The 20439-nt window shown below is 71.0% G+C and carries 20 protein-coding genes; 3 read left to right on the top strand and 17 right to left on the bottom strand.

The window, feature by feature from the left end:
* Positions 1 to 34: 34 nt before the first annotated feature.
* From ADL29_RS20780 to ADL29_RS20740, 9 genes are all read right to left on the bottom strand, one after another.
* Entirely contained in the window at positions 35 to 268 is a 234-nt protein-coding gene (locus ADL29_RS20780; RefSeq protein WP_053925104.1) for a hypothetical protein, read from the bottom strand.
* Between the two features lie 186 nt (positions 269 to 454).
* On the bottom strand, positions 455 to 988 hold the full coding sequence (gene tsaE, locus ADL29_RS20775) for a tRNA (adenosine(37)-N6)-threonylcarbamoyltransferase complex ATPase subunit type 1 TsaE (RefSeq protein ID WP_046927469.1): 534 nt from the start codon (positions 986 to 988) through the stop codon (positions 455 to 457).
* A gap of 156 nt (positions 989 to 1144) precedes the next feature.
* On the bottom strand, positions 1145 to 2467 hold the full coding sequence (locus ADL29_RS20770; RefSeq protein ID WP_053925103.1) for an alpha/beta fold hydrolase: 1323 nt from the start codon (positions 2465 to 2467) through the stop codon (positions 1145 to 1147).
* The gene (gene alr, locus ADL29_RS20765; protein WP_078971158.1) at positions 2464 to 3684 is read right to left on the bottom strand and encodes an alanine racemase; all 1221 of its coding nucleotides are present in this window, start codon (positions 3682 to 3684) and stop codon (positions 2464 to 2466) included. Before alr ends, ADL29_RS20770 begins: the two co-directional genes overlap by 4 nt.
* Positions 3685 to 3754: 70 nt before the next feature.
* Positions 3755 to 4798, bottom strand: coding sequence for a L,D-transpeptidase (locus tag ADL29_RS20760; protein WP_053925102.1), 1044 nt, complete (start codon positions 4796 to 4798; stop codon positions 3755 to 3757).
* A gap of 145 nt (positions 4799 to 4943) precedes the next feature.
* Positions 4944 to 6383: an NAD(P)H-hydrate dehydratase gene (locus tag ADL29_RS20755; RefSeq protein ID WP_053925101.1), complete on the bottom strand. Its 1440-nt coding sequence runs from the start codon at positions 6381 to 6383 to the stop codon at positions 4944 to 4946.
* Positions 6384 to 6824: 441 nt separating this feature from the next.
* Positions 6825 to 7193: a holo-ACP synthase gene (locus tag ADL29_RS20750; RefSeq protein ID WP_053925100.1), complete on the bottom strand. Its 369-nt coding sequence runs from the start codon at positions 7191 to 7193 to the stop codon at positions 6825 to 6827.
* Positions 7194 to 7197: 4 nt separating this feature from the next.
* The gene (glmS, locus tag ADL29_RS20745; RefSeq protein ID WP_053925099.1) at positions 7198 to 9045 is read right to left on the bottom strand and encodes a glutamine--fructose-6-phosphate transaminase (isomerizing); all 1848 of its coding nucleotides are present in this window, start codon (positions 9043 to 9045) and stop codon (positions 7198 to 7200) included.
* A 133-nt stretch (positions 9046 to 9178) separates the two neighbouring features.
* Positions 9179 to 9448, bottom strand: a complete 270-nt coding sequence (locus tag ADL29_RS20740) for a hypothetical protein (protein ID WP_053925182.1) — start codon at positions 9446 to 9448, stop codon at positions 9179 to 9181.
* Between the two features lie 168 nt (positions 9449 to 9616).
* On the opposite strand from ADL29_RS20740, the gene coaA reads away from it, so the two are divergent.
* Positions 9617 to 10603, top strand: a complete 987-nt coding sequence (gene coaA, locus ADL29_RS20735; RefSeq protein WP_046927464.1) for a type I pantothenate kinase — start codon at positions 9617 to 9619, stop codon at positions 10601 to 10603.
* 24 nt (positions 10604 to 10627) lie between these two features.
* Complete coding sequence (locus ADL29_RS20730) at positions 10628 to 11575, top strand: DUF389 domain-containing protein (RefSeq protein WP_053925098.1); 948 nt, start codon at positions 10628 to 10630, stop codon at positions 11573 to 11575.
* A gap of 18 nt (positions 11576 to 11593) precedes the next feature.
* Here the strand turns inward: ADL29_RS20730 and glmM are convergent, their stop codons facing one another.
* From glmM to ADL29_RS20710, 4 genes are all read right to left on the bottom strand, one after another.
* Entirely contained in the window at positions 11594 to 12952 is a 1359-nt protein-coding gene (gene glmM / locus ADL29_RS20725) for a phosphoglucosamine mutase (RefSeq protein ID WP_053925097.1), read from the bottom strand.
* 172 nt (positions 12953 to 13124) lie between these two features.
* A complete protein-coding gene (rpsI, locus tag ADL29_RS20720; RefSeq protein WP_053925096.1) occupies positions 13125 to 13637 on the bottom strand; it encodes a 30S ribosomal protein S9 in 513 nt (170 codons plus the stop codon).
* Between the two features lie 41 nt (positions 13638 to 13678).
* Positions 13679 to 14122, bottom strand: a complete 444-nt coding sequence (gene rplM / locus ADL29_RS20715; RefSeq protein ID WP_046927461.1) for a 50S ribosomal protein L13 — start codon at positions 14120 to 14122, stop codon at positions 13679 to 13681.
* A gap of 242 nt (positions 14123 to 14364) precedes the next feature.
* A complete protein-coding gene (locus ADL29_RS20710; RefSeq protein ID WP_053925095.1) occupies positions 14365 to 15993 on the bottom strand; it encodes an ABC-F family ATP-binding cassette domain-containing protein in 1629 nt (542 codons plus the stop codon).
* A 173-nt stretch (positions 15994 to 16166) separates the two neighbouring features.
* On the opposite strand from ADL29_RS20710, the gene ADL29_RS20705 reads away from it, so the two are divergent.
* Positions 16167 to 17039 (top strand): hypothetical protein, encoded by an 873-nt coding sequence (locus ADL29_RS20705; RefSeq protein WP_053925094.1) that lies wholly within the window; start codon positions 16167 to 16169, stop codon positions 17037 to 17039.
* 45 nt (positions 17040 to 17084) lie between these two features.
* On the opposite strand, the gene truA is transcribed toward ADL29_RS20705, so the two are convergent.
* The 4 genes from truA to rpsD form a co-directional block, all read right to left on the bottom strand.
* Positions 17085 to 17945: a tRNA pseudouridine(38-40) synthase TruA gene (gene truA / locus ADL29_RS20700; protein ID WP_053925093.1), complete on the bottom strand. Its 861-nt coding sequence runs from the start codon at positions 17943 to 17945 to the stop codon at positions 17085 to 17087.
* A gap of 82 nt (positions 17946 to 18027) precedes the next feature.
* Positions 18028 to 18495, bottom strand: coding sequence for a 50S ribosomal protein L17 (gene rplQ, locus ADL29_RS20695; protein WP_046927457.1), 468 nt, complete (start codon positions 18493 to 18495; stop codon positions 18028 to 18030).
* A gap of 164 nt (positions 18496 to 18659) precedes the next feature.
* Positions 18660 to 19682, bottom strand: coding sequence for a DNA-directed RNA polymerase subunit alpha (locus tag ADL29_RS20690; RefSeq protein ID WP_003956430.1), 1023 nt, complete (start codon positions 19680 to 19682; stop codon positions 18660 to 18662).
* Positions 19683 to 19796: 114 nt separating this feature from the next.
* Positions 19797 to 20423, bottom strand: coding sequence for a 30S ribosomal protein S4 (gene rpsD, locus ADL29_RS20685; RefSeq protein ID WP_046927456.1), 627 nt, complete (start codon positions 20421 to 20423; stop codon positions 19797 to 19799).
* Positions 20424 to 20439 lie beyond the last annotated feature (16 nt).

Here is a 20439-nt window from a genome sequence, read left to right as displayed (position 1 = left end):
TGCGGCAACACCCCTCCAACACCCCTCCTACGGGCTACGCCGCATCGCGTCCTTTGGTGGACGCGGGTCCCTCTTTCCCGTCCCGGCGGTCCGTGCGGGGCTCCGTCGCGGCATCGGGCGGCGTGGAGACGGCACTGGCCGCGGCGCACGCCGCCAGCAGCTGATGCATCGTCGGCGGCTGTTCGGGGGCGTCGCGCTCGGCGCGCCGGGCCGCCGCGACGGTGGCGCCCCCGCGGCGTTCAGGCGTGGGGGAAGGCTGGTGGGCCATGTGAACGCCTCCCGGGCTCCTGGGACAAGCGACAGTGGCCAGGCCGGCAACTTAGGCTGACCTAACCGGGACTCTCCCCACCCATGTGACCACGCGCGGTACCGCGTGCGCAACATCTTGCCGACGCCTTGTCGGAAACTACGGGAGGGCGGGTCCGGTGGGTCCGGCGCAGCCGGACCCCGGCCCTCAGCAGCTCTCCAGCCTGCCGAGCCCCGCGTCCGCCCAACGGGCACCGAGCCCGGTGACCGTCACCTCGCGGACGTCGTCCCGCTCCGCCTCCGGATGACTGTCGAGGCCCGGCGCATCGGCGCCCACGGCCCGGCCGATCACCACATGCAGCCGGTCGTCGGACAGGTCCTCGACCTTGCCGTCGCCCCATTCCACGACCACCACGGACTCGGGCAGCGAGACATCGAGATCCAGGTCCTCCATCTCGTCGAGGCCGCCGCCCAGGCGGTAGGCGTCGACGTGGACGAGGGCCGGGCCGCCGGTCAGCGACGGGTGCACCCGGGCGATGACGAAGGTGGGCGAGGTCACGGCGCCGCGTACGCCCAGGCCCTCCCCCAGGCCCCGGGTCAGCGTGGTCTTGCCGGCGCCCAGCTCACCGGTGAGCAGCACCAGATCGCCGGGGCGCAGCAGCGAGGCCAGTCTGCGGCCCAACTCCTGCATCTGATCGGGGGTCTTGACGGTGACATGCGCGATCGCGCCGCTGATGCTCATGCCGAAACCTCGCTGCGCTCACTCATGCCGCAAATGGTACGGGCCCGGACGGCACCCCACGTCGGGGTGACCCGAGGCAGGAGCCGTTGCCGGTTGCGGTGGATGGAGTGACCACACCCCGGCACACTGCCGGGCCGGGCCGTCGCGTCCGCCGTCTCAGGCCCTGGCCGAGCGCGAGCTGCGGGCCGTCGCGCTGGCCCGTTCCACCAGCGACACCAGCTGGTCGTTGACCAGCTCGGGCCGCTCCAGCATCACCAGATGCCCGGCGCCCGGGATGCACAGCAGATCGGCGTGCGGCAGCCGTTCGGCGATGGTGCGGCTGTGGTCGGCGGGGGTGATCAGGTCCTTCTCCCCGGCGAGCACCAGCGCCGGCTTCGCGTCGTACGCCACCAGCGCCTCGGTCTTGTCGTGCACCGCGAAGGCCGGATAGAACTCGGCGACCACATCGATCGGGGTCGCCTCGATCAGCCGCTCGGCGAACCGCGCGATGCCCGGGTCCACGTTCTCCGGCGTCCCGAACGAATACCGCTTGATCAGCCCCGCGAACAGATCGGCGGTGGCCCGCCGCCCCCGCTCGACGATCTCGCTCTGCGACCCCAGCGCCCTGAGCAGCCCCGGCGCCAGCGCGTGGAACGCCTTCACCCCCATCGACGGCAGACCGAACGCGACCTCGCTCAGACGGCCCGCCGAGGTGCCGATCAGCGCCACGCCGACCACCCGCTCCGCGACGTACTCGGGGAACTGGTCGGCCAGCGCCATCACCGTCATCCCGCCCATGGAGTGCCCGACCAGCACGATCGGCCCCTCGGGCACGGCGGCGTCCAGCACCGCCTTGAGATCGCGGCCCAGCAGGTCGATGGTGACCGGATCCGTACCGTCGATCTGGCCGTGGCCGCGCGCCGAGCGGCCGTGGCTGCGCTGGTCCCAGTGGACCGTACGGACGATGCCGCGCAGCGCCGCGCGCTGGAAGTGCCAGGAGTCCTGGCTGAGGCAGTAGCCGTGGCTGAAGACGACGGTGGGCGCCACCGAACGGCGCCCCAGCGCGGCCAGCAGCCGCTTGCGGACGCCCTGTGCGCCCTGCACTCCCTGCCCGTCCAGCGCGGCGCGGGCGCCGTCCTTGGCGCCCTTGCCGTTCTTCGCCGCCTTGGCGGTCCTGGCGGTCTTCCCGCCGTTCCCGGGTGCCTCCCCCGGCTCGTCCACCTCGTAGTACAGCTCGGTGCCGTCCTCGGCGACGGCCGAGCCGGAGGTGCCGCGCAGAGTGCCGTACGGGCCCTCGGCGTCCAGCGCCAGCCGGGCCCGCCGCCGCATCCCCCGGCCCACGGTCATCCGCTCTATCGCCACCCCGGCCGCCGCCCCCGCCGCGATCACCCCGATCGCCGCGCCCGCGATACCGGCGTGCCGTCCCGCGCGCGCCCAGTTGTTGACCGAATCGGCCGCCGTCTCGAGCGCCTTCGCCGCCACGTCCTGGCTGTCGCTCATCGCCCACCCCCCGTACGAGTCGGATCCGCTTCACCACCGGTGTCCTCGGCACCGGTGGTCACGACGCCACCTTTCCCGGCATCCGTATCCACATAGACGCGCGGCACTCTCGTCCCGATCCTTGTGACGATTTCGTACCCGATGGTTCCGGCCGCCTCGGCCCAGTCCTCCGCGAGGGGCTCGCCGCGGTCGCCGGGCCCGAACAGCACTGCCGGATCGCCCGCCGCCGCGCGGTCCCCGTCGAGATCGACCACGAACTGATCCATCGCGATCCGCCCGGCGACCGTCCGCCGCCTGCCCGCCACCAGCACCGAGCCTCGGCCGGAGGCGTTCCGCGGGATGCCGTCGGCGTAGCCGAGCGGGATCAGCGCGAGGGTGGTGTCACCGGCCGTGGTGTAGTGGTGCCCGTACGACACGCCGTGGCCGCCCGGGGCCCGTTTGACGGACGCCAGCGACGCCTCCAGGGTCATCGCCGGCCGCAGGCCGAAGTCATGGGGCGTGCCGAGCTCGGCGCTGGGCGACACGCCGTAGATGCCGATACCGCCGCGTACCAGGTCGTAGTGCGCGTCAGGGAGGGTGAGCAGCGCCGCAGTGTTGGCGATATGCCGCACCTCGGGGCGCAGTCCGGCGGCCCCGGCGACCTCAAGCGCCTCCTCGAAGGCGGCCGTCTGCAGCGGGATGGAGGGGTGTCCGGGCTCGTCGGCACAGGCGAAGTGCGACCACAGGCCGGTGACCTTGACGGCGCCGTCGGCCTCGGCCTTGGCGGCCGCCGCGGTGAGTTCCGGCCAGTCGGCGGGCTGGCAGCCGTTGCGGCCGAGACCGGTGTCGGCCTTGAGCTGGACCCGGGCCGGGCGCCCGCACGCGCGGGCCGCCTCGGTCACCTCGCGCAGCGCCCACAGCCCGCTCACCGAGACGTCGATGTCCTGCTCGACGGCCTTGCCCCAGGGGCCGCCCGGCGTCCACAGCCAGCACAGCAGCCGCCCGGTGTCGCCGGCCGCGCGCAGCGCGAACGCCTCCTCGGGCAGCGCCGTGCCCAGCCAGCTCGCACCGGCCTGGCGGGCGGCGCGGGCGCAGGGCACCGCGCCGTGTCCATAGCCGTCGGCCTTGACCACGGCCATCAGCTCTGCCCGGGGTGCGCGGTCTCGCAACGCGCGCACATTCGACCGCACGGCGGCGACGTCGATCGTGGCGCGAGCCCGCTTCGCTGTCTCGTTCATCCCCCTCAGTGTCGCAGGCGGGCCCGCGCCGCCCCGGGGCACCGGTGGGAAAAGGGCCGTCACCCGGCCCTCACACGCCGGTCTTGCGGCCCCAGACATGGACGATGTCGTTCTTCTGCAGCAGGCCCCAGAGCCGCTTCGAGTCCTCCCAGGCGAGGTTGACGCAGCCGTGCGAGCCGGTCCCCGCGTAGATGTCGTCGTAGACGCCGTGCAGCGCCTCACCGCCGTCGAAGAACTGCGCGTACGGCATCGGCGTGTGGTACAGCGACGAGGTGTGGTTCTTGTTCCTCCAGTAGATCCGGTAGTCGCCGGTACGGGTCTCCATGGTCGGCCGGCCGGAACGCATCGCCACCGGGGGGAAGATCACCTCTCCGTCCTGCTGCACCCACAGGAGCTGCCGGGACAGATCCACACAGACCACGCGCTCGTTACGGTTCGGGCACAGCTCGACCAGGTTGGGGTCCTTCCGGGCCTGCAGCAGCCGCACCATGGCGCCGGTGACCGGTCCCGCGAAGCCGGTGGCGGGCTCGATGCGCTGCTGCCGCTGGAAGGTCGCGATGGCCTGGCAGTCCCCGGCGGACTGGCGGCCGTCCGCCTCCCGGTCCAGATACTCCTCGACCGCCCGCTGCGCGGGACCGGTCGACCTGCTGCACCGCGGCGCCGCGTTGGGGTCGTCCTGGACCTCGGACTCCGGCACCAGCTCGATGTGGCGCACGGGCCCGTTGGGCTTCCGCGGCTCCGGGCCCTGGCGGGTGGGACCGTGCGGGATGGCGGGCGGCAGGGCCCGGTCGGGCAGCTTCTGGCGCTCCTGGTGCTGGTACGACTGGGGCAGCGGGATCCCGGGGACCAGCTCGGACCCGTCACCGCCGTGCCCGCGGGGATGGGGCTCGGTGCCGGGCGGCTGCGGCAGGGGATGCGCGGCGGCGGCACGGGCGGAGTGCTGGACGGTGGCGGCCAGGCGTGCCACGGACAGTCCGGTGTCGGGCGGCGGCACGGGCCGGGGCCCGGCGGCCGGGTGAAGCACTACGGGGATCGGCCCGGCGGCAGCCGCGGGCACTCCGACGAAGGTGAACAGCGAGGCGCCGATCAACAGCGCCGGCAGGGTGCGATTCATGCACTCACCCATGCCGTGACCGCGCGCCCGCACCGCGCGCCACGCGGCAGGTTCGCCCTGACGCCCCGCGGCGTTCCCCCGCGGGGCGTAACGTCCGCCGCCGTCCCGGGCCCGCCCGGCGCTGCCCGCGGCCCGGTCCGGCGGCTCAGTCCACCACGTCCCGCCAGGCCTCGCCCAGGTGGTCGGCGACCTCCGTGGCCAGGATCGGCGCCCCCTGCGGTCCGGCGGCGCGACGGGCCGCCAGCCCGTGCAGATACGCACCCACGGACCCCGCATCGCGCGGTGACAGCCCGGCGGCCAGCAGCGAGCCCGTCACCCCCGACAGCACATCGCCGCTGCCCGCCGTGGCCAGCCAGCCCGTCCCGGTGGGGTTGACCCGTACCGGCCCCCACGCGTCCGCCACCAGCGTCGTCGACCCCTTGAGCAGCACCGTCGCCCCGTACCGCCCGGCCAGCTCCCGGACGGACCGCAGCCGCGCCGCCTCGATCTCCTCCCGCCCCCGCCCGAGCAGCGCCGCGGCCTCCCCGGCATGCGGGGTCAGCAGCGTCCCGGCCGTACGGTGCCGCACCCGCTCCGGCGTCAGGAAGCGCAGCCCGTCCGCATCCACCAGCACCGGCACATCCGCCGCCAGCACATCCTCCAGCGCCTCCGACTCGTCCCCCATCCCCGGCCCGATCACCCAGGACTGCACCCGCCCCGCCCGGTGCGGCGGCCCGGCATGCACCAGCGTCTCCGGGAACCGCGCCAGCACCGCATCCGCCGCCGGCCCGACGTACCGCACGGCCCCCGCACCGCCCCGCAGCGCACCGGCCACCGCCAGCACCGCCGCCCCCGGATACCGCGCAGAACCGGCGACGACGCCCACCACCCCCCGCCGGTACTTGTCGCTCTCGGCCCCCGGGCGCGGCAGCAGCTCCGCCACCTCCGCATGCTGCAGCGCCTCCGCCTCGGCGTCCTCCGGCAGCGCGAGCCCGATGTCCACCAGCCGCAGCGCCCCCGCACGCTCCCGCGCCGGATCGATCAGCAGCCCCGGCTTGTACGCGCCGAACGTCACCGTCGCATCGGCGTACACCGCCTCGCCGGCCACCTCCCCGCTGTCCGCGTCCACCCCGCTGGGCAGATCGACCGCCACCACGGTCGCCGACTGCCTTACTGCGTATAGGAGTTGAGCCGCCTCGGCGCGCAGCCCGCCCCTCCCGCCGATCCCCACGATCCCGTCCACCACCAGATCGGCCCGTGCGACATCCCGTGCCCTGTCTCGTGGCGCGTCGCCCGAAACCCGCCCGCCGGCCGCCAGCAGCGCCGCCAGGCCCCCCGGGTGCGCCCGGCCGGGCGACAGCAGCACGGCCACCACCCCGGCCCCGCGCCGCGCCAGCCGGGCCCCGGCATACAGCGCGTCCCCGCCGTTGTCCCCACTGCCGACCAGCAGCGCCACCCGGGCCCCGTACACCCGGCGTCCCAGCAACTCCGCACAGGCAACGGCCAGTCCGGCCGCCGCCCGCTGCATCAGGGCCCCCTCCGGCAGCCGCGCCATCAACTCCCGCTCGGCGGCCCGTACGGTCTCCACGCTGTAGGCAGTCCTCATGACGCCCAGTCTCACACCGCAACGGCAGCGGGGGCCCCGCCACACGCGAGGCCCCCGCAACACCCTCCGGCAGGCGGCCGGACCCGGCCGGCTATCGGGAATCAACCGCAGTGCGCCGGGCTTCAGCCCGATGATGAAGCGATTCTGAGAAGCGCTCCGCCCTGCACTCGGAGCGGACGATTTTGCTGCGTGATGCACCGGTGGGCACGCATGGACTCTCCCCCACGCCACAGCTGGGCATGGAAGTGCAGCAGGTGCGGTACCCGCCACGACCGCGACTGGAACACGGGAGTCAACATCAAGCACGAAGGCCGCCGCATACGCGCGGCGGCCTCCTGAAGACAGCACCATTCCCCCCCAGGAACCAGGAACCCGACTCGAGGCGCACCGTCACCACGGACGCCAGGGAGGGAATCCCCCACATTCATGTGAGGGAGGAGGTCAACCCTCGGCGATCACCACGGCCGAAGCCACCCCGGCGTCATGACTGAGCGACACATGCCAGGACCGCACGCCGAGTTCCGCCGCGCAGGCCGCGACCGTACCGCGCACCCGCAGCCGCGGCCGCCCGCTGTCCTCGACGTACACCTCCGCGTCCGTCCAGTGCAGCCCGCCCGGCGCACCCAGCGCCTTGGCCACCGCCTCCTTGGCCGCGAACCGCGCCGCCAGGGAAGCGATCCCGCGCCGCTCCCCGCTGGGCAGCATCAACTCCGCCTCGATGAACAGCCGCTGCGCCAGTTCCGGCGTGCGCTCCAGCGCCGCCCCGAACCGGTCGATCTCGGCAACATCGATCCCGACCCCGATGATCACTTGCTCACTCCACCGTCACCGATTTGGCGAGATTACGCGGCTGGTCGACCTCGTTCCCGCGCGCGGTGGCCAGTTCGCACGCAAAGACCTGGAGCGGCACCGCGGAAACCATCGGCTGCAGCAGCACCGGCGTCCGCGGAATCCGTACGAGGTGATCGGCGTAGGGCACGACCGCCTCGTCGCCCTCCTCCGCAATCACAATGGTGCGCGCCCCACGGGCCCGGATTTCCTGGATGTTCGACACGATCTTGTCGTGGAGCACGGAACGGCCGCGCGGCGAGGGCACCACGACCACGACCGGCACATCGTCCTCGATCAACGCGATCGGACCGTGCTTGAGTTCACCCGCCGCAAAGCCCTCCGCATGCATGTACGCGAGTTCCTTGAGCTTCAGCGCGCCTTCCAGCGCCACCGGATAACCGACATGCCGCCCCAGGAAGAGCACGGTGTTCTTGTCGGCCAGCCCGCGCGCCAGCTCCCGCACCGGCTCCATCGTCCCGAGCACCTGACGCACCTGGTCCCCGATGGCCGCCAGCTCGCGCACCACATCCCGGATCTCGTCGCCCCACTTGTTCCCCCGCACCTGCGCGAGGTAGAGAGCCACCAGATAACACGCCACCAGCTGCGTCAGAAACGCCTTGGTCGACGCCACCGCGACCTCCGGTCCGGCATGCGTGTACAGCACCGCATCCGATTCCCGCGGAATGGTGGACCCGTTCGTATTGCAGATGGCGAGGACCTTGGCCCCCTGCTCCCGCGCATGCCGCAGCGCCATCAGCGTATCCATCGTCTCGCCGGACTGGCTGATGGCGATCACCAGCGTCCGCCGGTCGAGAATCGGGTCCCGGTACCGGAATTCACTCGCCAGTTCCGTCTCGCAGGGAATCCGCGTCCAGTGCTCGATGGCGTACTTGGCGATCATTCCCGCGTGATAGGCGGTACCGCACGCCACGATGACGACCTTGTCGACCTCGCGCAGCACCTCCTCGGAAATCCGCACCTCGTCGAGGGAGAGCACCCCGGAGCCGTCGATCCGGCCCAGCAGCGTGTCGGCCACCGCCTTCGGCTGCTCCGCGATCTCCTTCAGCATGAAGTAGTCGTAGCCGTCCTTCTCGGCCGCCGACGCGTCCCAGTCGACGTGATACGCCCGCACCGGCGCCGGCACCCCCTCGAAGTCCGTCACCGTGACCCCGTCCCGGCGCAGCTCGACGACCTGGTCCTGCCCCAGTTCGACGGCCTCCCGGGTATGCGCGATGAACGCCGCGACATCCGAGGCGAGGAAGGCCTCGTCCTCCCCGATCCCCACCACCAGCGGCGAGTTACGGCGCGCACCGACCACCAGGTCCGGGGCATCCGCATGCACCGCCACCAGCGTGAACGCCCCCTCCAGCCGACGGCACACCTGCCGCATCGCCTCCGGCAGCTCACCGCACGACGAATACGCCTCGGCCAGCAGATGCGCGACGGCCTCGGTGTCCGTCTCGGAATGCAACTCATGCCCGCGGTCGGCCAGTTCGGCCCGCAGCGCGGCGAAGTTCTCGATGATGCCGTTGTGGACGACGGACACCCGCCCGGCGTTGTCCAGGTGCGGATGCGCATTCTCGTCCGTGGGCCCGCCATGGGTGGCCCACCGGGTATGCCCGATCCCCGTCGTCCCCGCGGGCAGCGGCCGGTCCGCCAGCTCCTTCTCCAGATTGGCCAGCTTCCCCGCCTTCTTGGCCGCCGCCAGTCCCCCATCGGCCAGTACGGCAACCCCCGCGGAGTCATATCCGCGGTACTCCAGCCGCTTCAGGCCTGCCAGCACAACATCAAGGGCGGACTGCCCGCCCACATAGCCCACGATTCCGCACATGGGGGCAGCCTACGACGCACCCCGCACCGAACCTCCGCATGGCCCGCGCGACGGGCTACCGGCCGCCTTCGGGCCCGGGGCGAACAAGCACCCGCGCCGGCCCCGGAGCGAGAGGCCGGCTCCCCTGCCGCCCTCAATAACCCCGCTCTATCCTCTCCAGCGCCTCCCGCACCGTCTCCAGGAACTCCTCGTCCTCGTCCTCGTCCGTACCGGGTCTGCTGCCCCGTTCGTAGTTCGCCAGGATGTCGGCGAGGTCCTCCCCCAAGTCCTCCTCGGGCAGTTCCTCGGTCAGTTCCGCGCGCACCCGGGCGGCGAAATCCGTCGCGGCGAATTCCTCCGCCTCGTATCCCTGGCGCTTCTCCTCGGCTCGCTGTCGCAGCAGCCCCAACAGGCGTGTGCGCACGCCCACCCCCTGTCTCGCCCGTCTCGTCCTCACCGACCGTACCGGGCAATATCCGCCGGGTACAGGCACTCACGCCAACCTCCGGACGAACCGCCCCCAATCGCGCCGCGACACCCCCAACCGGCCCCCCGAGCGGACCCGCCGTGCAGGCCTGCGCACAATGGGCACGTGCCCCTCACGACGGATCCGCAGCAGCGACGCCGCGACAGTTCCCCGTACGTCGATCTGACGCGCGCTCAGTGGAGTGCCCTGCGGGAGAAGACCCCGCTGCCCCTGACGGCCGATGAGGTCGAACGGCTGCGCGGCCTGGGCGATGTCATCGACCTGGACGAGGTGCGCGATGTCTACCTCCCGCTCTCCCGGCTGCTGAATCTCTACGTCGGCGCGACGAGCAATCTGCGGGGCGCACTGAACACCTTCCTGGGGGATGCGGGCGGGGGTCAGGGCGCCCAGCCCGGCACGCCGTTCGTCATAGGGGTGGCGGGGAGCGTCGCGGTCGGCAAGTCCACCACCGCGAGGCTGCTGCAGGCCCTACTGGCCCGCTGGCCGGAGCATCCGCGGGTCGAGCTGGTGACCACGGACGGGTTCCTCTTCCCCAACGCCGAGCTGCACCGGCGCGGGCTGATGTCCCGCAAAGGCTTCCCGGAGTCGTACGACCGCCGGGCGCTGACCCGCTTCGTGGCGGATGTGAAGTCGGGCCGGGCGGAGGTCACCGCGCCCGTCTACTCCCACCTCATCTACGACATCGTCCCCGGCGAGCGGCTGACCGTGCACCGCCCCGACATCCTCATCGTCGAGGGGCTGAACGTGTTGCAGCCCGCCCTCCCGGGCAAGGACGGCCGCACCCGCCTCGGCCTCGCCGACTTCTTCGACTTCTCGGTGTACGTGGACGCGCGGGCGGAGGACATCGAGCAGTGGTATCTGGGGCGTTTCCGCAAGCTGCGGGAGACGGCGTTCCAGAACCCGTTCTCGTACTTCCGCAAGTACACCCAGGTGCCGGAGGAGGAGGCGCTGGACTACTGCCGGATGATGTGGCGGACCATCAACAAGCCCAACCTCCTGCAGAATGTCGCTCCGACCCGCGGCCGCGCCAACCTGGTGCTGCGCAAGGGCCCCGACCACAAGGTGCAGCGGCTGTCGCTGCGCAAGCTCTAGCCCGACTCCAGGAGTGCGCAACCGATGCTGCATCTGCGACTGATGGTTCCCGCGGATCGCACGGACGAGGTCCTGCAGCTGCTCGACGCGACGGTCGGCACGGCCCATCTGGCGGTACTGACCGGCGCCGCCCGGGATCCGCAGGGCGATGTGGTGCTGTGCGACGTCGCCCGGGAGGCCGGGGACGGGGTGCTGGCCCGGCTGCGGGCGATGGGCCTGGACCAGCACGGGTCGATCGCCGTGGAGGACATCGATCTGTCGCTGTCGGCGCGCGCCGACCTCGCGGAGGAGCAGGCGCCCGGTGAGGGCGCCGACGCGGTCCTGTGGGAGTCGCTGACCGACGAGACCCATGAGGAGTCCACACTCTCGGTCACCTACCTGGCGTTCCTGGCCCTCGCGACGCTGATCGCGGCCTGCGGTGTGGTGCTGGACAACGCCATCCTGATCGTGGGGGCGATGGCGGTGGGACCGGAGTTCGGCCCGCTGGCCGGGCTGTGCACGGCCCTGGTGCAGCGTGCGCCCCGGCTGGCCTGGCGCTCGATGACCGCGCTGGTGGTCGGCTTCGCCGTCGCCATGGTGCTGACCGTCGGCTTCAGCTTCTTCATGGACGCGGTGGGGCTGTTCACGCAGCACAAGGTCCAAGGCTCCCGCCCCAACACGTCCTTCATCTGGCAGCCGGACCTGATGTCCTTTGTGGTGGCCTTCCTGGCCGGTATCGCCGGCACCCTCTCGCTGACCTCGGCGAAGTCGGGCGCCCTGGTGGGTGTGGCCATCTCCGTGACGACCGTCCCGGCGGCCGCCAACGCCGCCGTCGCCTTCAGCTACGGCGACTACTCCCAGACCTGGGGCTCGACCGGTCAGCTCCTGCTGAACCTGGCCGGCATCGTGATCGCGGGCACCGTCACTCTCGCCCTCCAGAAGGTCCTGTGGGCCTGGCACGACAGCGGCCCCGCACAGCGCCCTCGGCGCTAGCGGGGCCGGCGAACGCCGCTATCCCAGCGCCGACTTGACCACATCGGCGAGACGCCCGGCGATCGCCCGCGCCTGCTCGATGTCCGCGGCCTCGACCATCACCCGGACGAGCGGCTCGGTGCCCGACGGGCGGAGGAGCACCCGGCCGGTGGCGCCCAGGTCGCGCTCCGCCTCGGTGACCGCGGCGGTCAGCTCGGCGGAGGTGGCGACGCGTGACTTGTCGACGTCGCGGACGTTGATGAGGATCTGCGGCAGCCGCTCCATGACGCCGGCCAGGTCGACGAGCGGGCGGCCGGTGGCGGCGACCCGGGCCGCCAGCATCAGGCCGGTCAGCGTGCCGTCGCCGGTCGTCGCGTGGTCCAGCACGATGACGTGCCCGGACTGCTCGCCGCCCAGCGCGAAGCCGTGGGCCTTCATCTCCTCCAGGACGTAACGGTCACCGACCGCCGTCTGGACGAACTCGATGCCCTCGCGCTCCATGGCCAGCTTGAAGCCCAGGTTGGACATGACGGTGGCGACCACGGTGTTCTTGCGCAGCGCCCCCGCCTCGCGCATGCCCAGCGCGAGGACGGCCAGGATCTGGTCGCCGTCCACCTCGTTGCCCTCGTGGTCCACGGCCAGGCAGCGGTCCGCGTCGCCGTCGTGCGCCACACCCAGGTCGGCGCCGTGCTCGACGACGGCGGCCCGGAGCTTGTCGAGGTGCGTGGAGCCGCAGCCGTCGTTGATGTTCAGACCGTCGGGCTCGGTGCCGATGGTGATGACCTCGGCGCCGGCCCGTGCGAAGGCCTCGGGCGAGACCCGGGCCGCCGCGCCGTGCGCACCGTCGATGACGATCTTCAGCCCGTCGAGGCGGTTGGGCAGGACGCCGACCAGATGCGCGACGTAGTTGTCGAAGCCCTCGTCGTAGACGGTGACCCGGCCCACGCCGTCACCGGTCGGCCGCTCCCACGGCTCGCCGCTGCTGTGGGCCCGGTAGGTCTGCTCGATCCGGTCCTCCAGCTCGTCGGCGAGCTTGTGGCCGCCGCGGGCGAAGAACTTGATGCCGTTGTCGGGCATCGGGTTGTGGCTGGCGGAGAGCATCACGCCGAGGTCCGCGCCGAGCGCGCCGGTCAGATACGCCACCGCCGGGGTCGGCAGCACACCCACCCGCAGGACGTCCACACCCGCGCTGGCCAGGCCCGCGACGACGGCGGCCTCCAGGAACTCCCCCGACGCACGGGGGTCGCGTCCGACCACGGCCACCGGCCGGTGCCCCTCGAAAGTCCCGGCCTCCGCGAGCACATGCGCCGCGGCGACCGAGAGACCGAGCGCGAGCTCCGCCGTCAGGTCCGCATTGGCGACGCCGCGCACACCGTCCGTGCCGAAGAGTCGTCCCACTGGTGTCCTCCGAGTGTCTGAGCTTGGACCAGGGCTTTGCATCCAGGTATACGCCCCTGGCCTCAGGGATAGGCCTCGCGTCTACGCATCCGGTCCCGGATAGCCGAACGCCCCGGCGCACGGGAGTGCCACCGGGGCGTTCGACAAGAGCTGCAGGATGCAGCGGGCGCGATTAGCGCTTGCTGTACTGCGGCGCCTTGCGGGCCTTCTTGAGACCGGCCTTCTTGCGCTCGACCGCACGGTCGTCACGCTTGAGGAACCCGGCCTTCTTCAGCGGGCCGCGGTTGTTGTCGACGTCCGCCTCGTTCAGCGCACGGGCGACGCCCAGGCGCAGCGCACCGGCCTGGCCGGAGATGCCGCCGCCGGCGATGCGGGCGATGACGTCGTAGCGGTTGTCGAGCTCGAGCACCTTGAAGGGCTCGTTGACTTCCTGCTGGTGCACCTTGTTGGGGAAGTAGCCCTCGAGGGTGCGGCCGTTGATCTTCCACTGGCCGGTGCCCGGAACGATCCGGACGCGGGCGATGGCGTTCTTGCGACGGCCCAGGCCGGCGGCCGGCTGCGGGTCGCCGAAGCGGGACGCGAGCGACTCGGAGGTGTACTCGCCCTCGAGCGGCGCCTCGGTCTCGCTGGTGTACTGCTCGACCTCGGCCTCTTCGAGCGGGGTCTCGGCGGTGGTCTCAGCCACGATGCTCCTCAGATTCTCTTCGTCTTAGGGGGTGGCCGGACTTACTGCGCGACCTGGGTGATCTCGAACGGCACCGGCTGCTGGGCAGCGTGCGGGTGCTGGTCGCCCGAGTAGACCTTCAGCTTCGAGAGCATCTGACGGCCCAGGGTGTTCTTGGGGAGCATGCCCTTGACGGCCTTCTCGACGGCCTTCTCGGGGTTCTTGTCGAGGAGCTCGTCGTAGCGCACCGAGCGCAGACCGCCCGGGAAACCGGAGTGGCGGTAGGCCAGCTTCTGGGTGCGCTTGTTGCCGGAGAGGTGCACCTTGTCGGCGTTGATGATGATGACGAAGTCACCGGTGTCAACGTGAGGGGCGTAAACCGGCTTGTGCTTGCCCCGCAGGAGAGAGGCGGCCTGGCTGGCCAGACGGCCCAGGACTACGTCCTGCGCGTCAATGATGTGCCACTGGCGCTGAACATCGCCGGGCTTGGGGCTGAACGTACGCACGTCTTAGCCTTCGCTTCTTAAGTGATGGGTCCTGTACTGGTCACCTGAGCTGATCACACGGCAAGGCGGCACTACGGGTGACGCAACCCGATCGTCCGCCGCCGGCCATCGGCCCGGTGTCCGGCGTAAGGGCCCCTCACGTGAGATAGAGCAAGCCAATACGCATAACGAACCAGCAGGATACCGACGCGACCCCACACGGGTCAAAACGCGTCCCGAACCAGCGTACGACCGCGCGTCCGCTACCGCTTGCGCTCCACCCTCCGCTCGTCCCACACCGGCTCCGCCGACTCCCGCACCAGCCCGTCCGACCCGAACACCAGGAACCGGTCGAACGCCCTGGCAAACCAGCGGTCATGCGTCACCGCCACCACCGTCCCCTCATACGCCTCGAGCCCCTCCTGCAACGCCTCCGCCGACTCCAGATCCAGGTTGTCGGTCGGCTCGTCCAGCAGCAGCGCCGTCGTGCCGGAGAGCTCCAGGAGAAGGATCTGGAAGCGGGCCTGCTGGCCGCCCGAGAGGCGGTCGAAGCGCTGCTCGGCCTGTTTCTCCAGTTCGTAGCGGCGCAGTGCGGACATGGCCTGGCCCTTGTCCTTGGCGTGCTCGGTCCAGAGGATGTCCAGCAGGGTGCGGCCCAGGAGCTCTGGGTGCGCATGGGTCTGGGCGAAGTGGCCCGGGACGACGCGGGCGCCCAGTTTCCAGGTGCCCTGGTGCGCCACTGGATTGTCGGAATCCCCCGCCAGCAGCCGCAGGAAATGCGACTTCCCGGAGCCGTTGGAGCCCAGTACGGCCACCCGCTCGCCGTAGAAGATCTCCAGGGAGAAGGGCTTCATCAGGCCGGTGAGCTCCAGGTTCTCGCAGGTCACCGCCCGTACGCCGGTCCGCCCGCCGCGCAGCCGCATGGTGATCTCCTGCTCCCGCGGCGGCTCCGGCGGCGGCCCGGCCTCCTCGAACTTCCGCAGCCGGGTCTGCGCGGCGGCGTACCGCGAGGCCATCTCATGACTGACCGAGGCCGCCTGCCGCAGCGACACCACCAGCTTCTTGAGCTGGGCGTGCTTCTCGTCCCAGCGCCGCCGCAGCTCCTCGAAGCGGGCGAAGCGTTCCTTGCGGGCTTCGTGGTAGGTGGCGAAGCCGCCGCCGTGCACCCAGACGTCCGAGCCCGCCGGACCCGGCTCGACGCTGATGATCTTCTCCGCGGCGGAGGCCAGCAGCTCCCGGTCGTGCGAGACGAACAGCACCGTCTTACGGGTCTGGCGCAGCTGCTCCTCCAGCCACCGCTTCCCCGGCACGTCCAGATAGTTGTCCGGCTCGTCCAGCAGCAGCACCTCGTCCGTGCCCCGCAGCAGCGACTCCAGGACCAGGCGCTTCTGCTCGCCGCCGGACAGGGTGCGCACCTGGCGCCACTGGGCCTTCTCGTACGGGACCCCCAGCGCCGCCATCGTGCACATGTCCCAGACGGTCTCGGCCTCGTAGCCGCGCGCCTCCGCCCAGTCGCTGAGCGCCTGCGCATAGGCCATCTGCGCGGCCTCGTCGTCCGTGGTCATGAGCGCCAGCTCGGCGGCGTCGACCGCCGCCGCGGCCTCCCGGATCCGCGGCTGTGCCACGGAAACCAGCAGGTCACGCACCGTACGGTCGTCCCGTACGGACCCCACGAACTGCGGCATCACGCCCAGGCCGCCGCTGACCGTCACCGCCCCGCCGTGCGGCTGCAGCTCCCCCGCGATCAGCCGCAGCAGTGTCGTCTTCCCGGCGCCGTTGGCCCCCACCAGCGCGACGGAGGCCCCCTCCCCCACCCGGAAGGAGACATCCCCCAGCAGGGCCCTCCCGTCCGGCAGGTAGTACTCCAGGTGCCCTGCTTCCAGATGTCCCATGGGCTGGATTGTCAGGGCCTGCGGCGGATTCCGCCAAACGGTTTCCCCGCCGGCCCCCTGCCGACCGGCAACCGTGCCGGAAACCGCCCCGAAGACCGCCCCGAAGATCGCTTTACAAAAGGGCCACCGAAGTGCCGCCTTCCCGTGTCCCACGGGTCGTTAGGATGCGCGGCATGAGCTTTGGGCAAGGGGGGCCGTTCGACGGCCCCGGGGGAAATGGCACTCCGGACTGGGGCGCACTCGCCGAAGAGAGCGAGGCGGCGTCCCGTCGTAAACGCTGGATGCTGATCGGCGGCGGCGCGCTCGCCGCGCTCGCGGTGGCCGGCATCGTCACCGTCGCCGTCATCAGCAGCGGCGGCGACTCGCCGAACGGCAATCCCACCGCCCGGCCCACGGCATCCGGCGAGGTCACACCGGACGACAAGCCGTCCTTCCCCGACTACACGGTGCCACCGCCGCCGAACCCGCGCGACTACATCTCCGACCCCAAGAAGGACAGGGCGCCGCTCACCCCCGCCACGCTCTTCCCCGACAAGAGCATGGTCATCGGCGAGCACACCTACCCGCGGACGAACACCGCCACCACCGGCGACTGCACCTCCGCCAGCCAGGGCCCGCTCGGCTCCCTGCTGTCCCACAACGGCTGCACCAAGCTGCTGCGCGCCACCTACTCCAAGGGCGGCGTCTCGGCCACGGTCGGCGTCGCGGTCTTCACCTCCCCGGCCCAGGCCACCAAGGTCATGAACCAGTGGAAGGGCGGCAACATCACCCCGCTCGCCGGCGGCGGCGTCCCGTCCGCCTTCTGCCAGGGCACCCGGTGCCGTACGACGGCCAACGCCACCGGCCGCTACGCGTACTTCACCATCGCCGGCTACAACAACGGCAAGGCGACGACCACCTCCGAGACCAAGGCCCAGGCGATCGGCCGGGACGGCGCCTCCTACGCCTTCGCGCGGATCACCCAGCGCGGCAAGGACCAGGCCCAGAAGGCCGCGGAGAAGCAGGCCGAGGAGGCCCGCCGCAAGGCCGAGCAGCAGCAGTCCTGACGGCTCACAGTGGCGCCGCCCCCCAACGGCGCCACCGCCCGGCCCTCAGCAGCAGCCGCCCCCGGCCGGCAGCGACCGCTTGTTCCGCGCCTCCTTGTTCCGCGCCATGAGCAGCTCGTCCGCCGGATAGCCGACCTCCTCCAGCGTCAGCCCGTGCGGCCGCACCACATGCACCGCGGAGTCCCGCACGCCCGCCGCCAGCACCTTCCCGGGCCACTCCACCGGCCGGTGCCCGTCGCCGACGAACAGCATCGCCCCGACCAGCGACCGCACCATGTTGTGGCAGAACGCATCGGCCTTGACGGTCGCGGTGATGATCCCGTCCGCCCCCCGCACCCAGCTCAGCTCCTGCAGCGTACGGATCGTCGTGGCGCCTTCCCGCCGCTTGCAGTACGCCGCGAAGTCGTGCTCCCCCAGCAGCGGCCGCGAGGCGGCATTCATCGCCTCGACGTCCAACTCCCAGTCGTGCCACAGCACATGGCCCCGCAGCAGCGGGTCGACGCCCCCGTGGTGATCGGTCACCCGGTACGCGTACCGCCGCCAGATCGCCGAGAACCGCGCATTGAAGCCGTACGGCGCCTCCGTGAGCCGCCACACCCGGACGTCCTTCGGCAGCCGCCCGGCCAGCCGCCGCAGCAGCTTCTCCCGGTGCTCGGCCCACAGGCCCTCCGGCAGGTCCACATGCGCCACCTGCCCCCGCGCATGCACCCCGGCATCGGTCCGCCCCGCGACCGTGAGCTCGTACGTCGTCTCCCCGGACCGCGTCACCGTGCGCAGCGCGTCCTCGATCTCCGCCTGGACGGTCCGCTGCCCTGCGGCCTGCTTGGCCCAGCCGGAGAATTCCGTGCCGTCGTACGACAGGTCCAACCGCACCCGGACGTAACCGGGCTCCACTTCGTCACTCACGCAAGCAATCCTCTCGCAGCCACGGCAATGCGAAGCGGGCCCGCCCCCGAAGGGACGGGCCCGCTCACAGCCAGGCAGTGCCTCAGGCGTCCTTGGCCTCGTCCTCGGCCGGAGCCTCGGCGGCAGCCTCGGACTCCTTCACCGCGCGCTTGGTCGCGGCCTCGGCCTCGGCAACGGTGGCCTTCTTGGCGATCTCGCCCTCGACCAGCTCGATGACCGCCATCGGGGCGTTGTCGCCACGACGGTTGCCGATCTTGGTGATGCGGGTGTAGCCACCCGGACGCTCCGCGAACCGCGGCGCGATCTCCACGAAGAGCGTGTGGACGACGCTCTTGTCCGAGATCAGCTGCATGACCTGACGGCGGTTGTGAAGGTCGCCCTTCTTCGCCTTGGTCACCAGACGCTCGGCGTACGGACGCAGACGACGGGCCTTGGCCTCGGTCGTCGTGATGCGGCCGTGCTCGAAGAGGCTGGTCGCCAGGTTGCGCAGCATCGCCTTCTCGTGCGACGCGCTGCCGCCCATACGGGCACCCTTGGAGGGCTTCGGCATGGTGTTTCTCCTTGGTATCTGCCCCGGCCGTACTAGGTACCGGGGTCAGGACCCGATGAGCGGTCGCTCACCGGCAACAACCAGCGCCCCGAAAGGGGCGCGGGGAACTGCGCGACCGGCCGGAGCCGGCCCGCAGCCACAATCAGACCGTCGGGCCCGAGCTCTTAGTACTGCTCGGTCTCGACGAACCCGGCATCCGCGTCGTCGTCGGCACCGAAGGCGTCGGCCGCGGCGGTCGGGTCGAATCCGGGCGGGCTGTCCTTGAGCGCCAGGCCCATACCGGCCAGCTTCGCCTTGACCTCGTCGATCGACTTCGCACCGAAGTTGCGGATGTCGAGCAGGTCGGCCTCGGAGCGCGCCACGAGCTCACCCACGGAGTGGATGCCCTCACGCTTGAGGCAGTTGTACGAGCGAACGGTGAGCTCGAGCTCCTCGATCGGCAGCGCCAGGTCGGCGGCAAGGGCGGCGTCCGTCGGGGACGGGCCCATGTCGATGCCCTCGGCGTCGATGTTGAGCTCGCGGGCCAGACCGAACAGCTCGACCAGGGTCTTACCGGCCGACGCCATGGCGTCACGCGGACGCATGGCCTGCTTGGTCTCGACGTCGACGATCAGCTTGTCGAAGTCGGTGCGCTGCTCGACACGGGTCGCCTCGACCTTGTAGGTGACCTTGAGCACCGGCGAGTAGATGGAGTCGACCGGAATACGGCCGATCTCCTGGCCCACCTGCTTGTTCTGGACGGCGGAGACGTAGCCGCGACCGCGCTCGACGGTCAGCTCCATCTCCAGCTTGCCCTTGCCGTTGAGCGTGGCGAGGACCAGGTCCGGGTTGTGCACCTCGACACCGGCCGGCGGCGCGATGTCGGCGGCGGTCACCAGGCCGGGGCCCTGCTTGCGCAGGTACATCACGACCGGCTCGTCGTGCTCCGAGGAGACGACCAGCTGCTTGATGTTCAGGATGAGGTCGGTGACGTCCTCCTTGACGCCCGGCACGGTGGTGAACTCGTGCAGCACGCCGTCGATGCGGATGGACGTGACCGCCGCACCCGGGATCGAGGACAGGAGGGTCCGGCGGAGAGAGTTGCCGAGGGTGTAGCCGAAGCCCGGCTCCAGCGGCTCGATCACGAACCGGGAGCGGTATTCGTCGACGACCTCTTCGGTCAACGAGGGACGCTGAGCAATCAGCATGGTGTTCGTTCCTTCAGTCGTGGACGCCCGCTATTTGACGCCCGCTGTACTTCAAAGGGTACGGGCGGTACGACGCCGATGGCTCCGTACCGCCCAGACCATTCCGCTCAGCTCTTACTTGGAGTAGAGCTCAACGATCAGCTGCTCCTGCACCTGGGTGTCGATCACCTGGCGCTCGGGCAGGCTGTGCACGAGGATCCGCAGCTGCGAGGGGATCGCCTCCAGCCAGGCCGGAACGGTCTTCTCGCCGGCCTCGGCCTTGGCCACCTCGAAGGGGGTCAGGTTCCGGGACTTCTCGCGGACCTCGATGATGTCGTTCACGGACACGCGCGCCGACGGGATGTCGGTCTTGCGGCCGTTGACGTTGACGTGTCCGTGACGGACCAGCTGACGGGCGTGGTCGCGGGACTTGGCGAAGCCGGCCCGGTAGATCACGTTGTCGAGACGGGTCTCAAGGATGCGCAGAAGGTTCTCACCGGTCTTGCCGGTCTTCTGGTTCGCTTCCTTGTAGTAGTTCACGAACTGCTTCTCAAGGACACCGTAGATACGGCTGCACTTCTGCTTCTCACGAAGCTGGAGCAGGTACTCGCTGTCCTTGGTGCGCCCGCGTCCGTGCTCACCCGGGGGGTAAGGACGAATCTCGATCGGGCACTTTGCGCTTTCACACTTGCTGCCCTTGAGGAACAGCTTCTGCTTCTCCCGACGGCAACGCTTGCAGTCGGCCCCGGTGTAACGCGCCATATTGTCTTGTCTCCTA

The organism is Streptomyces chattanoogensis, assembly GCF_001294335.1.
Classification (GTDB): Bacteria; Actinomycetota; Actinomycetes; order Streptomycetales; family Streptomycetaceae; genus Streptomyces; species Streptomyces chattanoogensis.
Note: the sequence above shows the minus strand (reverse complement) of the source record. Positions and strands in the feature narration are given on the sequence as shown.

Coding starts and splice junctions, on each gene's coding strand:
- ADL29_RS20780 (WP_053925104.1), bottom strand. CDS start 268: ATGGCCCACCAGCCTTCCCCCACGCCTGAACGCCGCGGGGGCGCCACC.
- tsaE (WP_046927469.1), bottom strand. CDS start 988: ATGAGCATCAGCGGCGCGATCGCGCATGTCACCGTCAAGACCCCCGAT.
- ADL29_RS20770 (WP_053925103.1), bottom strand. CDS start 2,467: ATGAGCGACAGCCAGGACGTGGCGGCGAAGGCGCTCGAGACGGCGGCC.
- alr (WP_078971158.1), bottom strand. CDS start 3,684: ATGAACGAGACAGCGAAGCGGGCTCGCGCCACGATCGACGTCGCCGCC.
- ADL29_RS20760 (WP_053925102.1), bottom strand. CDS start 4,798: ATGAATCGCACCCTGCCGGCGCTGTTGATCGGCGCCTCGCTGTTCACC.
- ADL29_RS20755 (WP_053925101.1), bottom strand. CDS start 6,383: ATGAGGACTGCCTACAGCGTGGAGACCGTACGGGCCGCCGAGCGGGAG.
- glmS (WP_053925099.1), bottom strand. CDS start 9,045: ATGTGCGGAATCGTGGGCTATGTGGGCGGGCAGTCCGCCCTTGATGTT.
- ADL29_RS20730 (WP_053925098.1), top strand. CDS start 10,628: ATGCTGCATCTGCGACTGATGGTTCCCGCGGATCGCACGGACGAGGTC.
- ADL29_RS20710 (WP_053925095.1), bottom strand. CDS start 15,993: ATGGGACATCTGGAAGCAGGGCACCTGGAGTACTACCTGCCGGACGGG.
- ADL29_RS20705 (WP_053925094.1), top strand. CDS start 16,167: ATGAGCTTTGGGCAAGGGGGGCCGTTCGACGGCCCCGGGGGAAATGGC.
- rplQ (WP_046927457.1), bottom strand. CDS start 18,495: ATGCCGAAGCCCTCCAAGGGTGCCCGTATGGGCGGCAGCGCGTCGCAC.
- ADL29_RS20690 (WP_003956430.1), bottom strand. CDS start 19,682: ATGCTGATTGCTCAGCGTCCCTCGTTGACCGAAGAGGTCGTCGACGAA.
- rpsD (WP_046927456.1), bottom strand. CDS start 20,423: ATGGCGCGTTACACCGGGGCCGACTGCAAGCGTTGCCGTCGGGAGAAG.